Annotated in this window: 14 protein-coding genes and 1 pseudogene; 6 read left to right on the top strand and 9 right to left on the bottom strand. The window is 73.7% G+C overall.

The features are described from left to right. Positions 1-170 precede the first annotated feature (170 nt). Positions 171-725 (top strand): peptidase inhibitor family I36 protein, encoded by a 555-nt coding sequence (locus O7609_RS14275; protein WP_269736568.1) that lies wholly within the window; start codon positions 171-173, stop codon positions 723-725. A gap of 49 nt (positions 726-774) precedes the next feature. Here the strand turns inward: O7609_RS14275 and O7609_RS14270 are convergent, their stop codons facing one another. Continuing rightward, positions 775-1107, bottom strand: a complete 333-nt coding sequence (locus tag O7609_RS14270) for an ATP-binding protein (protein WP_269743663.1) — start codon at positions 1105-1107, stop codon at positions 775-777. A 368-nt stretch (positions 1108-1475) separates the two neighbouring features. On the opposite strand from O7609_RS14270, the gene O7609_RS14265 reads away from it, so the two are divergent. The 4 genes from O7609_RS14265 (at position 1476) to O7609_RS14250 (ending at position 3931) form a co-directional block, all read left to right on the top strand. Beyond that, entirely contained in the window at positions 1476-2330 is an 855-nt protein-coding gene (locus O7609_RS14265) for a helix-turn-helix domain-containing protein (RefSeq protein WP_269743662.1), read from the top strand. Further along, positions 2327-2539: a DUF397 domain-containing protein gene (locus O7609_RS14260; protein ID WP_269743661.1), complete on the top strand. Its 213-nt coding sequence runs from the start codon at positions 2327-2329 to the stop codon at positions 2537-2539. Before O7609_RS14265 ends, O7609_RS14260 begins: the two co-directional genes overlap by 4 nt. A 185-nt stretch (positions 2540-2724) precedes the next feature. Next, complete coding sequence (locus O7609_RS14255) at positions 2725-3111, top strand: GNAT family N-acetyltransferase (protein WP_269743660.1); 387 nt, start codon at positions 2725-2727, stop codon at positions 3109-3111. A gap of 304 nt (positions 3112-3415) precedes the next feature. Further along, entirely contained in the window at positions 3416-3931 is a 516-nt protein-coding gene (locus O7609_RS14250; RefSeq protein ID WP_269736573.1) for an SRPBCC family protein, read from the top strand. A gap of 91 nt (positions 3932-4022) precedes the next feature. Here O7609_RS14250 and O7609_RS14245 read toward each other — a convergent pair whose 3' ends face one another. Next, positions 4023-4610, bottom strand: a complete 588-nt coding sequence (locus O7609_RS14245; protein ID WP_269736574.1) for a chloramphenicol phosphotransferase CPT family protein — start codon at positions 4608-4610, stop codon at positions 4023-4025. 85 nt (positions 4611-4695) lie between these two features. On the opposite strand from O7609_RS14245, the gene O7609_RS14240 reads away from it, so the two are divergent. Further along, positions 4696-5553 (top strand): alpha/beta fold hydrolase, encoded by an 858-nt coding sequence (locus O7609_RS14240; RefSeq protein ID WP_269743659.1) that lies wholly within the window; start codon positions 4696-4698, stop codon positions 5551-5553. A gap of 180 nt (positions 5554-5733) precedes the next feature. On the opposite strand, the gene O7609_RS14235 is transcribed toward O7609_RS14240, so the two are convergent. The 7 genes and pseudogenes from O7609_RS14235 to O7609_RS14205 all read right to left on the bottom strand — a co-directional run bounded on the left by O7609_RS14235 (position 5734) and on the right by O7609_RS14205 (position 12761). After that, positions 5734-6300, bottom strand: coding sequence for a DUF2087 domain-containing protein (locus O7609_RS14235; protein ID WP_269736576.1), 567 nt, complete (start codon positions 6298-6300; stop codon positions 5734-5736). A gap of 3 nt (positions 6301-6303) precedes the next feature. Further along, positions 6304-6822, bottom strand: coding sequence for a DinB family protein (locus O7609_RS14230; protein WP_269736577.1), 519 nt, complete (start codon positions 6820-6822; stop codon positions 6304-6306). 1243 nt (positions 6823-8065) lie between these two features. Beyond that, positions 8066-8845, bottom strand: a pseudogene (locus O7609_RS14225) (cation diffusion facilitator family transporter); the annotation flags it as partial. 147 nt (positions 8846-8992) lie between these two features. Next, complete coding sequence (locus O7609_RS14220; protein WP_269736578.1) at positions 8993-9292, bottom strand: hypothetical protein; 300 nt, start codon at positions 9290-9292, stop codon at positions 8993-8995. Between the two features lie 83 nt (positions 9293-9375). Continuing rightward, positions 9376-11325: an AMP-dependent synthetase/ligase gene (locus tag O7609_RS14215; RefSeq protein WP_269736579.1), complete on the bottom strand. Its 1950-nt coding sequence runs from the start codon at positions 11323-11325 to the stop codon at positions 9376-9378. A gap of 182 nt (positions 11326-11507) precedes the next feature. Further along, a complete protein-coding gene (locus O7609_RS14210; protein ID WP_269736580.1) occupies positions 11508-11792 on the bottom strand; it encodes a DUF1540 domain-containing protein in 285 nt (94 codons plus the stop codon). 213 nt (positions 11793-12005) lie between these two features. Further along, positions 12006-12761, bottom strand: a complete 756-nt coding sequence (locus tag O7609_RS14205; protein ID WP_269743658.1) for a GntR family transcriptional regulator — start codon at positions 12759-12761, stop codon at positions 12006-12008. Between the last annotated feature and the right edge of the window lie 146 nt (positions 12762-12907).

Raw genomic sequence — 12907 nt, 5'->3', positions numbered from 1 at the left:
CGCTCAACCGCGCGTACGTGCTCACGCCCTGCCTCGCCAGGCCCTCCCCGGCCGAGGAGACACCCACACGAGTGCATATGCCAGCGACACGCTGTGCACAAAGGGTCACATTCGGCACGATGGCTGCGACCACATCGTCCCCGGCCAGGGGATCAACAGAAGGATCACCGATGCGTACCACACACCAGCGCGCCGTCCGCGCCCTCGGCGCCGCCGCCCTCGCCGCCGGCCTCCTCACTGCCGGCCCCACCGCCACGGCGGCCGAACCCACCGACACGGGGGCGGTGGCGAACTACGAGGGCCAGCGGATCAACCTCGCCCAGGACGGCTGGCGCGACGCCCACACCTGCGTCGTCCACACGCCCGACGCCGTCGACTGCTACCGCGACGGCGCCGAGGCCGACAGCGCGCTCGGCTACGACCGCGCCACCGACACGGCCGCCCTCCGCGGCGCGGCCGTCCCCGCCTGCGCCAACGGCTGGCTGTGCCTCTACCAGCACGCCAACGGCAAGGGCCGCCGCCTGATCTTCAACGACGAGCGCTGGCACAACCTCTACGACTACGGCTTCCAGAACGAGACCAGCTCCTGGCGCAACAACCAGGGCGACGGCGACTCCGGCGGCCTGCGGATGTCCGGCAACAACCGGCAGATCTGGCTCGACGCCCCCGGCTACGTGGCCTACCTGGGCAACTACAACGACCGCGCCTACATGGTCCACGGCTGACCCGGGCCCGGGTGGGCCGCGCCCCAGCGCGGCCCACCCACACCTGCCCCTACGCCGCGACGGCGAAGTCCCCCCGCCCCCAGGCCAGCTCGACCCACACCACCTTGCCGACGGCCCCGAACCCGTCCTCCCCCACGGTGTACGCGCCCCAGTCCCGCGCCCACACCCCGACCAGCCCCAGGCCCCGCCCACCGGGCTGCTCGTCCGGAACGGGCCGCACGGACGCGGCGGGCGGCCCGCCCAACGGCGGCGGAATCCTCGGGCTCGTGTCCCACACCGCGATCCTGACCCGCCCCTCCCCGCCCTCCACCTGAAGCCGCGAAGGCCCCTCGGTGTGCACGACCGCGTTGGTCACCAGCTCCGAGACGACCAGCTCGGCCACGTCCCGAGTTGGACAGGCCCGTACAGCGCCAGCACGGTCCGCACCATGCACCGCGCCACACGCGGCGCCCGCCGCTCCCCCGGCAAGTTCACGCTGTACGTCCACGGTTCACCGAGGACACGCGTATCCACCACAGCAATTCCCCTCTGCTCACGGTCGGTTCGGACCGCCGAGTCGGTGGCTCTGCCGCCCGTCCCGCACGCGGGCAGGGCGGTGCACTTCCCGCTCCCCGCCACAGGCGGTAAGCGACCCGCGTCTCAGCGTAGGGGATTCTTGGGTTACTAGTAGCCCAATCGGCGGGATTTCTGTGTGATTGGAATCAGGAACGCGCGCAACGGCAGACTGACCTTGAACCGAAGGGGAGGCAGATGCCGCTGAGGAGCGCACCAACCGCACGGCAACGGCGACTTGGGGCCGAACTACGCAAGCTCCGGGAGAAGATCGGGGTTTCGGCCACCGAAGCCAGCGAGCTCCTGGGGATCGAGCGCACCAAGGTCAGTAACATCGAGACGGGCAGGGCAGGCATCAGCGCGGAGCGGCTGCGCGCCATGGCCTGCGTCTACGAGTGCTCCGACTCCGCCCTGGTCAACGCGCTGGCCGCGATGACCGGCGAGCGCTCCCGGAACTGGTGGGAGGAGTACCGCGGCATCCTCCCCGCGGGCTTTCTCGACCTGGCGGAGCTGGAACACCACGCAACCGAACTCCGCGTCGCCCATGCCATGCACATCCCGGGGCTACTCCAGACCCGCGAGTACGCCCATGCGGTGTTCGACCAGGTCGTGCCCCCGCTCACGCCTCCACAGCTCGAACACCGCGTCTCTCATCGGCTCAAGCGACAGGACGTCATCTTCCGTTCGGATCCGGTGACCTACACGGCGTTCATCCACGAGGCCGCACTGCGGATGCTCTTCGGGGGCCGGGCAACGATGCGACGCCAACTGCACCACCTGATCGACATGAGCGAGCGGCCTCATATAACGGTCCGGATCGTGCCCTTCTCCGCGGGCGCCTATCCCGGCGCAGGGCAGTCCATCGGCTTCGCCATGGGCCAGGTACCAGCACTGGACACTGTCCAGCTCGACACCGCTCACGGCTCGGAACTGGTCGGATCTGAGTCCCAACTGGTCAAGTATCGGACCATCATTGAGCGTATGGGTGCGGTATCCCTGCTCCCTGACCGCTCGCGCGAGCTGGTACACGGCATCATCAAGGAGACGCTATGAGGCGAGACGCTACGACCACCGTCGGCTGGCAGAAGTCCTCCTTCTGCGGGGAAGGCAGCGCCTGTGTCGAACTGCGCCTGGAGTCCGACGGATTCGTCCACCTCGGTGAAAGCGACGCCCCCGCCGTCACGGTGGCCACGCCACCCGGGCGCTTGGGCGTGCTCCTCGCCGCCGTCAAGGCGGGACGGTTGGATCAGGCCGCCCGGTAGCCGCACCGCGGAGGCCCCGGTTCCGCCCAAGCCCGTCGACGAGCCGCTGAGCACCGTCGCGGCGGGACGGGCGGGGGCCGGGGTGGAGACGTTCTCCCGAGGCGGCCCCCACGACTCCGTGAGCGGCGGGCATGATCGGTGGGGGCCGCCGGGCTCCCCCGGCCGGACGACGGAGGAGCGGCAGCGTGAAGATCGAGGTGGACGACCTCTCCGGGCCGGAGATCGCCGGGTTCCTGGCGGAGCACGTCGGGCAGATGCTGGCCATCACGCCCCTGGAGAGCAAGCACGCGCTCGACCTCGACGCCCTGCGCGAGCCGGAGATCACGTTCTGGTCGGTGCGGGACGGAGGAACCCTCGCCGGCTGCGGCGCGATCAAGCGGCTGGACACGGGGCACGCGGAGCTGAAGTCGATGCGCACGGCACCGGCCCGCAAGCGGAGCGGGGTCGCGTCCCTGCTCCCTTCACACCGTTCACCTGGCACCTCCCGGAACGCGCGGGGACGGGCCTCGCGAGGGCGGCGGGCACCGCCCCGCACCTCCGGCCGTGCCCGGACCCGGGCGGTGGTTCGGTGAACGCGCTCACCGTTCGCACCCGATACGGCGGCGCCCGGCCGCGACGGGCGCCGGCTCGCCACGGCGACGCACGAGGAGCGGCTCCGCGCGACCCTGCACCACCTCTTCCGCACCGCGCCCTGGACGCCGGGGCCGTAGCGGTGCCCCTCTCCGGCCGCCCGTCTGTCCCAGCCCGTCCGCTCTCGTCCACGTCCCTCCGCCGTCGACCGCCGACGCGAACGTGGCCTGCGCCCTTGCAGCCCGCGGGCCCGCCGCGAGACGGTGCCTCGCCAGGTACGAGCAGGACCCAGCCGAGGAGCACCCCGTGGCCCGCAGGTTCACCGTTTCGGAGAGCGTCGTCGTCCACGCTGACGCCCGCGCCGTCTACGACCGGCTCAGCGACCCCACACAGATGGGCCGCTGGAGCCCGGAGAACACCGGCGCCACCCTGCGCCCCGGTACCGACGGTGCCGGTCCCGTCGCCGTCGGAACCGTCTTCGACGGCCACAACAAGCGCGGCCCCTTCCGCTGGACGACGCGCTGCACGGTGACCGAGGCCACCCCGGGGGAACGGTTCGCCTTCCGGGTGACGGCGATCGGCCTGCGCCGTCCCGTCGTTCCCGCGGCCATCGCAACCTGGCGGTACCGTCTGGAAACCGTCGCCGACGGCACCAAGGTCACGGAGACCTGGACCGACGACCGCAGGTGGCCGGACGCGATCGCCACCGTCTTCGACAAGGCGGTCACCGGAGGGAAGACCTTCGACGTCTTCCACGTCCGCAACATCCGCACGACGCTGCGTCGTCTCAAAGACGCCATGGAGTCCTCCACCGCGACGTGACGCCCGGCCCCGGTTCTCCGCGGACACGGCCGGGCAGTCCGTGGACCGCTGCTCGCGACGCCGGCCGCCTCCGTGTCCGGCCGCGCTCCGCTCAGTCCGCGCCGGGCCCGGACCGCGCGCGCAGCGCGGCGAAGGCGCGGCCCGCGGGGTGGACGTCCAGCCGCCGCCTGACGTGTTCCGCGCACGCACGCGGAGTCAGCCGGGACGTGTCGCACTCGACGTCGTAGACACCGTGCGCGTGGACGACGGGCAGCTGGGCGGCGGCCTGCCCGATCGCACGGTCGCCCCTGGCCCGCTCCCTGCGGGCGAGCTCGTCCGGCGGGCAGTGCACGCCGACGAACGTCACGTCGAAGCCGTCCAGGACGGCGAGCAGGTCGGGCAGCCGCCACGGACTGCTGAGGACCTGGTCGACGACGAGGTGGTTGCCCGCCGCCGCCATGCCCGCGACCGCCCGGTGGAACCCGGCCTGCGTCCTGCGCACGGCCTCCTCCTCCGGCACCGGGCCGGACAGTGCCGCCCCGGCGCTCGGCAGCATGGCGTAGAAGCGGTCGACGCTCATCAGCAGGTGCGGCTCGTCGAGCAGGAGCACGAGCTCGGCCGCGATGCTCGACTTCCCGGAGCTCGACGCGCCGTTGAGCAGGATGATCCGGCCGGCGGGGGCCACGGAGGTATCGCTCACCACCGCACGATAGCCGCGGCCTTCCGGCAGGCGCCCGGCCGAAAACCGGAGGCCGGGACGCTTCGTGATCACTACGATCCCGACCATGAGTACTCACGACGCCGGCCCCACGTTCGTCCTGGTCCACGGATCCGGGTCCAGCTCGTTCATGTGGGCGCCCGTCCAGCGGGAGCTGGCACTGCGCGGCCACCGCAGCTTCGCCGTCGACCTGCCGGGCCACGGCTTCGACGCCCAGTACCCGGTGGCCTACCAGGCCCCGCAGGACCTCGACGCCTGGGCGGCCGAACCCTCGACGCTGGCCGAGGTCACCCTCCAGGACAACGTGGACATGGTGGTCGACGTCGTCCGCCGGGTGGCCCGGCACGGGCCCGTGATCCTGGTGGGCGCCAGCCTCGGCGGGACCACCATCACGCAGGTCGGCAACGCGATCCCCGAACACGTGGACAGGCTCGTCTACATATCCGCGTGGTCGTGCGTCCAGCGGCCCAGCCCGGTCGCGTACATGCAGGAGCCCGAGTTCGCCGACAACCTGCTGGCCCCGCTGGCGGCGTTGAACGTGGGCGATCCGGCCGCACTCGGCGTGGGGCGGGCCAACTACCGCACGTCCGACCCCGACCTGCTCGCCGCCCTCCGAGCGGCCGTCATGGCGGACGGCACCGAGGAGCAGTTCCGCGCCTTCCTCAACATCCTGCAGCCCGACGAGTCCCTCGCCGTGATGACGGCCGACGCCCGCGGGCAGGCCGACACCTGGGGAACGATCGCGCGCACGTACGTCCGGCTCACCGAGGACCGCACGCTTCCCGTGGCGATGCAGGACCGCCTGATCGCCGAGGCCGACGCGCTGACCCCCCAGAACCCCTACGCCGTGCACAGCCTGGACACCAGCCACACCGGCTTCCTCCTGCGCCCGGCGGACGTGGTGGACATCCTGGAGCGGCCCTAGCCCGCGCGCGTCGGCCTCCGGCGCCGTAAGAGTGGGAGGTCACCGGGGCGGTGCTGCTTCCCCGCCCTGCGGCAACGGGGGTGTGGTGCTGGACCGGAGACTCCTCGCTGTCCGTCTTCCGTTCGGCCGCCAGCGCTGCTGACCCGTGACACACGGCCGGGGTTCGACACATGGGCGCCGTCAGGAGCCGGTGAGCCAGTAGTGGCCCTCGGCGCGGGTGAGGACGCAGTGGTCGACGAGGTGGCGGCGGACGGTGACGTGGTCCGTCGTCGAACCCTCGCACCAGGCGCGCAACCGGGCGTTGACCTCGCGCTCGGCGTACCGTTCGCCGGGCTCGAAAGTGCGGGCAGCCAGGTGGCGCAGGAGCGTGGCGCGGCGGCTGAACTGGGCGGGGAGCTTGAGCAGGCGCTCGCCTCGGGTGAAGGTGCGCAGGAGGGTGTCCAGCTCTGTGTCGCCGGTGCCGTGGTCCTGGGCGGGGCCGGGTGGCGCGGCGCGGCGGGCGGCGGCCTTGAAGGGGTCGGCGGTGGCCCGGAGCCGGCCGCCGGTGGCCTCGACGAGCCCGCCGCGGTTGAGGCGTTGGAGGGCGGCGGAGGCGGCCTGAGGGGTGACGTCGGCGGCCCGGGCGGCCTCGGGGACGGAGTCGGCGCCGAGGACGACGGCGGAGAACACGCGCAGGCGTACCGGTTCGGCGAGGAGGCCGACGAGGGCGGCGGGGGGTGCCGGGTCCGGGGTCGCGGTCACGGTCACGGGTCAGACTCCGGTGGTGCCGTCGGCGAGTTCGCGCAGGATGTCGAGATGGCCGTTGTGGCGGGCCGTCTCCTCGATGAGGTGGAGCAGAATCCAGCGCAGGGTGACGGCGTTTCCGTCACGACCGGTGCGGCGGGCGGTGGCGTCCAGGTCGTGCGCGTCGACGAGGTCGCGGTAGCGGGCGGCCTGCTGCTCGTAGTCGGCGATGAGCTCGGCCAGCGGAATCCCGGCGCCGATACGCATCTCCCGGTCCGGGTCCTCCTCCGTCCACGGTGCCTCGTCGGGCTCGCCGAGGAAGACGACCTGGAGCCACCAGTACTCGACCCAGCGCAGATGGCTCAGGATGCCGCCGAGGGACATCAGCGGCGAGCCGGGCAGCGGGGCCGCCGACACGGTGGCCTGGGAGGCGTCCGCGCACTTGGCGATGGCCGTGGCGCGAGCGTAGTCCAGCATGGTCGTCAGCGTGGCGCGTTCGTCCCAGGTCGTGGGGCGGTCCGTGCGGGACGGGGTGGTGTTCGTCATGGGCGACATCCTGGCCAAGTACCGTCCGGGCGTCGAACGGTTTTCGGCCACCGGCGGGGCCGTGGCGCGGTGCTACGGTCGGGGCCGCCGGTCGGACGGCACGGGGGGTAGAGCATGCGTCAGACCACACCAAGCGGCTACGCCGGGGCCGGATCGCCCGCCAGGGGCGGGGCGCCCCTGCCGGAGACGCTGCTGCGGCGCGATCTCGGTTTCGGCCAGCTCTCACTGCGGGTTCTGCTGGTGTCGGGGGCCGGTGCCGGGGTGGGCCTCGTCGGGGCGGGCGCTGACCGGTCCGACGGCTCCGGGGGCGGGCTCACCGGCGTCGGGCTGGCCCTGGTGGCCGGGGCGCTGGTCGCGTTGACGGCGCTGGCCCGCGTCAGTCTCCTACGGCGGCGGCTGCTGCTGGCGATGCTGCGCAGCCAGCCGGCGCCGACCGGCGTGGGCGGGCTGCGCGCCGCGTGGGGCGTCGTCTCGGGGCTGGCGCTGCTCGGCGGACTGCTGACGCTGGGGGCCGGGCTGACCGGGGCCGCGGGGGCATCCTCCGGCGCGCCGGAGGATGCCGTGTACGGGGCGCTGCTGGCGTGGGGGGCGCTGTTGCTGTCGACGGGCACGGTCAGGGCGGTCAAGGCGCTGCGCACGTTCCGGGGTGCGCCGGGATACGCCCACGGGTACGGCGCGGGCGGGTACCTCCCCGGCACCGTCGAGGCTTCCCCGGGCCGGGCACCCGGCGCCACTGGCCCGGGCTGGGCGCCCGGCGCCGCGTTTCCCGGGCCCGCCGGGCGTGGGGCGCCGGGGTTCGCTGCACCGGTGCCGCGCCCGGCGAACCCGGAGGAGGAGTATCACGCACGGCTGAGGCGCCTCTACTACCGGAGCCGGGGCAGGCCGGTCGCCCCGCACCACCTGAGCGACCGGCTCACGTACGCGATCCCCGGGCTCTCCCGGCCGCGTGCGCTGGCGCTGTACGTCTCGGCCGCGCTCGTCCTCGGCGGTACCGGGGTCGCGGCGCCCCGCGTCGCCGCGTCAGCGGGCGTGCGGACGGTTGGGCCGGGGACCGGCCGGGGCGTGGGGCTCCAGGGTGCGGCGCAGGTCGCCCAGGCAGGGGGTGCGCGCCGAACCCACGGTCGGCGGGGCAGGCCCAGGGTGGCGCCGAGTTCCTCGGATGACTGCTCCGGGTCGGCCGCGAGCAGGCCCAGCAGGGGCTGGCTGTGCGGCGGGAGCGCGTGGTGGACCGCCCGCCGGCGCCCTACCGCGGGTGGCCGTGGTGGGCCAGGGGGGCGTGGGGGTCGGTCGGGCCGGTGGGGGCGTGGTCGGTGTGCACCGTCGCCGCGGTCAGCCGCGGCACGGCGTGGATCAGGGCGTGCTCGGCGGCGACCGCCAGCTCGTGGGCCCCGACGACCGTCAGCCGCGCGTCGACCACGATGTCGGCCTCGGCCCGCAGAGCGTGGCCGATCCAGCGCATGCGCACCCGGCCGACGTCGCGCACGCCGTCCACCCCGTGCAGCGCCCGCTCGGCGAGGTCGACCAGCTCCGGGTCGACCGAGTCCATCAGCCGCCGGAGCACCTCGCGCGCGGCGTCCTTCAGGACCACCAGGATCGCTGCGGTGTTCAGCAGGCCCACGATCGGGTCCGCCCAGCGCCAGTCGACCCCCGCGCCCGCGGCCCCGAGCAGGACGGCGAGCGAGGTGAAGCCGTCGGTGCGGGCGTGCAGGCCGTCGGCGACGAGCGCGGCCGAGCCGATCTTCCGGCCGGTGCGGATGCGGTAGCGGGCCACCCACTCGTTGCCCGCGAACCCGGTCAGCGCCGCCGCCGAGACGGCCCACAGGTGGCTGACGTCCCGCGGGTCCAGCAACCGGTCCACCGCGGCCCACGCGGCCAGGGCGGCCGAGGCCGCGATGGTGGCGACGATCAGCACCCCGGCCAGGTCCTCGGCCCGCCCGTACCCGTAGGTGTAGCGGCGGTTGGCCGCCCGCCGCCCGAGCACGAACGCGATGCCGAGCGGGACGGCGGTCAGCGCGTCGGCGGCACCCTCTCCGGCGCCGGGATCACCGCCGTGGCCGTCTGAGCGGAGGCGGGCCGAATCCTGGCCAACGACGTCGTGCACGTCCGGCTCGGGCTCGGCGGCGTCCTCGGCGCCGTGGCGACGCGGACGCCGAGGGGCTGAGGCCCCCGCTCAGTGGTCGTCCCAGTGGTCGCCGTGCGCGGCGTGCCGGTGACCGTCGTGCAGGTAGTCCACGTGGTCCCCGTGCGGCACGGCCTCGTGGCCGCACATCTCGCCGTGCCGGTGCTCGTGCCCGGTGTGCTCGACGTGGCGGCCGGGTTCACACTCGTCCCAGTGGCCGCCGTGGGCGCGGTGCAGATGGCCGTCGTGCACGTAGTCGACGTGGTCGCCGTGCTCGACGCTCTGGTGGCCGCAGGTGGCGCCGTGCTCGTGGGAGTGGGCCTCGTGCGGGCGGTGCGTGGCTGTCGTCATGAGTCGCTCCCTGGGTCTCCTCCCAGGCTAGCGATACGGACCCTCATGTCGCATTGCTTGCTGTTCGCCGGTTTCGTCCCGCCTCAGTCGTCCCCGGGGGCGTACATCGCCGCGATCTCCCGGTGGAAGTCGCGGACGATCTGCGTCCGGCGCAGCTTGAGCGACGGCGTGACGTGCCCGGCCTGCTCGGTGAAGTCGACGGGCAGCACCGTGAACCGGCGGATGGCCTCGGCCCGGGACACCAGGCGGTTGGCCTCGTCCACGGCCTGCTGGATGTTGTGCCGCAGGTCCGGGTCCACCGCGAGCTCCCGCGCCGACAGGTGCTCCTTGCGGTGCATGCGGCGCCAGTGCGCGATGCCCTCGGGTTCGAGGGTGACGATCGCGGTGAGGTACTCGCGGTTGTCGCCGATGACCAGGCAGTGGCCGATGAGGGGGTGCCCGGTCAGCCACTCCTCCAGCGGCGCGGGGGCGATGTTCTTGCCGCCCGAGGTGATGATGAGGTCCTTCTTGCGGCCGGTGATCGTCAGATAGCCCTCGTCGTCGAGGGCGCCGAGGTCGCCGGTGGCGAACCAGCCCTGCGCGTCGGTCGCGGGCACCACGGCCTGCTGCTCGGCCTCCCAGTACCCGCCGAAGACGCTGCCGCCCCTGATCAGCACCTCCCCGTCCCGCGCGATACGGACGGCCGTGCCCGGCATCGGCCAGCCCACCGTGCCGAACCTGGGCTTCAGCGGGGGCGTGCAGGTGGCGGCGGCCGTCGTCTCCGTCAGCCCGTAGCCCTCGTAGACCTCGATGCCCGCGCCGGCGAAGAAGGCGGACAGCCGGCGGCCGAGCGGCGAGCCCCCGGAGATGACGTACCGGACCTGCCCGCCGAGCGCGGCCCTGATCCGCCGGTAGACCAGCGCGTCGTACAGACCGCGGGCCGCCCGCAGGCCGAGGCCGGGGCCGCGCCCGCCCCCGGACACGGCGGCGGTGGACGTCTCCCCGTACCGGACGGCGACCCGCTCCGCCCTGTCGAACGAGGAGGCGCGGCGCATTTCCTCGGCCGTCGCCCGGGACCGGTTGAAGATCTTCTCCAGCACGTAGGGGACGGCCAGGAGGAACGTCGGCCGGAACGACCGGAGGTCGGAGATCAGGGCGTCCGTCTCGGTGCTGGGCGCGTGCCCGAGCCGGGTGCGGGCCCGCAGACAGCCGATGGCGATCATCCGCCCGAAGACGTGCGCGAGCGGCAGGAAGAGCAGCGTGGCGGCCTGCAGGTCGCTGACGTCCTGGAAGACGGGGCGCAGCAGGTCGACGGCGTTGTCCACCTCGCACAGGAAGTTGCCGTGTGTGATCACGCAGCCCTTGGGGGTGCCGGTCGTGCCCGAGGTGTAGATGAGCGTGGCGACGTTGTCCGGGCCGAGGGCGGCGCGGCGCTCGTTCACGAGCGCGTCGGGAACGGCCCGCCCGGCGGCGCCGAGCTGCTCGACGGCGCCGTTGTCGATCTGCCACAGATGGCGCAGCCACGGCACCGAGCCGCGGATGCCGCTGACGAGCCGCGCCCCGGCGACGTCGTAGACGGCGATGCCGGTGACCCCCGCGTCCTGGAGAATCCAGCGCACCTGGGCGGCGGACGACGTCGGGTACACCGGCACCGTGATCAGGCCGACGGCCCAGGCGGCGAAGTCCAGCAGCGTCCACGCGTAGCAGGTGGGCGCCATGATGGCGAACCGGTCGCCCGGCCGCATGCCGGCCGCGATCAGCCCGCGCGCGACGGCCTGCACCTCCTCGGCGAACGCGGCGCAGGTGACGTCGTCCCACTCGCCGTCGGGGCGCCGCCGGGCCAGCACGACGTCCCCGGGCGCCTCGGCGGCGTTGGTGAACGGGATGTCGGCGAGCGAACCCCGCCGCGGGAACGGCACGAGCGGCGGCACCTCGGCCTGCCGGACGACGCCGTCCCGGGAGCGGCGGAGCAGCGGCGGCACGAGTCCGGGCCGCCCCTGCTCCGCCCCCGGCCGCCCGGAAGACTGCGGGGCGGCACCGTGCTGTACGGACATGCGGCCCTCCACCACCAGCCGTTGACTGGGATTCGACAGAACTTACCCAGTCGTAGGTTGCCGCATGGCGGCGCCTTCCGGCCAGAGGTCGTACACGGCCGCCACACACCGTGACCCACTCCTTCACGCCCGCGGCACGACGCGACCGGGGAGCGGGAGGGCTCGGCGGGAGCCGGGCGGGCTCAGTTCGGGGCGAAGGTGAGGCAGTCGATCTCGCTCTGCTGGTAGCCGACGGTGATGCCGGGGGCACGGCACTCGAAGTTGGTGTTGTGCTGGCAGGCCGCGACCTTGCAGGCGCCCACCCGTCCGGTGGTGTTGGGGTCGCCGCCCTTGGTGGGGGCGCCCAGGTAGGTGTCGCAGTGCGGGTGCCGCATGTCGCCGACGGTGATGGCGAGGGCGTGGCAGGCACGCTCCCGGTTGTAGGCGCAGTCCTCGACGGCGCACTCGTTGATGACCGGCATGTCCATGGGTGGGGTCCTCCTCGTGGGGCGGCGGAGTGGTCGAGGAGGACCACACGCGGCCCTCCTCGACGGCACCGTAGGTCCGCGGTCGGCGAGCGGCGCGGCGGACGAGGGCGTTCGGGGGCCGGTGTCCCGCGAACGGGCCAACGCGGCTGCGCCGCTCGGGCGCCCGCCGGAGCGGATGCCCGCACCGCGCCGAGGCGGGCGCGCGACGGGACGTCAGCCCTCGGGGGCGGTGTCCGTCGTGCGGCGGGCGAGGGGGTTGGAGCCGATGGAGTTGTGGATCGCGAAGCTCACCGCGTCCGCGCGGTAGCGGTCCTCGGACCACTCGACGGGACGCCCCTCGTGGGTGGTCGTCACCCGGCGGACCCGCAGCAGCGGGCTGCCGCGGCGCACGCCGAGCAGTTCGGCGTCCCGGACCCCCGCCGCCGTCGCGTCGATGGTGTGCTCGCCGTAGGCGAAGACGAGGCCCGTGTCCTCGTACAGCCGCTGGGTGACGGAGGGGCAGTCCGGCTCGACGCGCTCGACGGCCTCGGCGATCCAGTCCGCGTACACCGTGCGTTCGACGAGGACCCGCTCGCCGTCCAGCCCGCGCACCCGGAGCACGTGCAACACCCGTGTACCGGTCCGCAGATGGAGCCGGGCGGCCTCCTGGTCCGTCGCCGGGCGGTACTCGGTGGCCACGACCCGGCCGGTCGCGGTGCGGCCCATCGCCCGTGCCCACTGGGCGAAGCTGCGCAGCTCGGCGAAGCTCTGGCTCCGCCGGCTGGCCAGGACCACGCGGCGGGCGCCCTGCCGGGAGCCGATCAGCCCCTCGGCCGTCAGACTCGCGACCGCCTGCCGCACCGTTCCCCGCGACACGCCGTAGCGCGCGGCGAGTTCGGCCTCGGAGGGCAGCCGCGCGCCGATCGTGTACTCCTGGGCGTCGATCGCCCGGCGCAGCTCGTCGGCTATCTGTTCGTGCCGTGCCGCCACGCCGGCCCTCCACTCGGGTATCTGCTGTGCGCACGAGCGCCTCTGCCCAACCAGCCTAGACGAACCGGCCCCCGCACCGGAGCCACCCTTCCGAAGACCGCGCATCACGATGTCGTCGCTGTTCGCAAGCGTTCCGAGTGTTCACC

Source organism: Streptomyces sp. WMMC1477 (assembly GCF_027460245.1).
Classification (GTDB): Bacteria; Actinomycetota; Actinomycetes; order Streptomycetales; family Streptomycetaceae; genus Streptomyces.
This window is presented reverse-complemented; position numbering and strand designations above follow the sequence as displayed.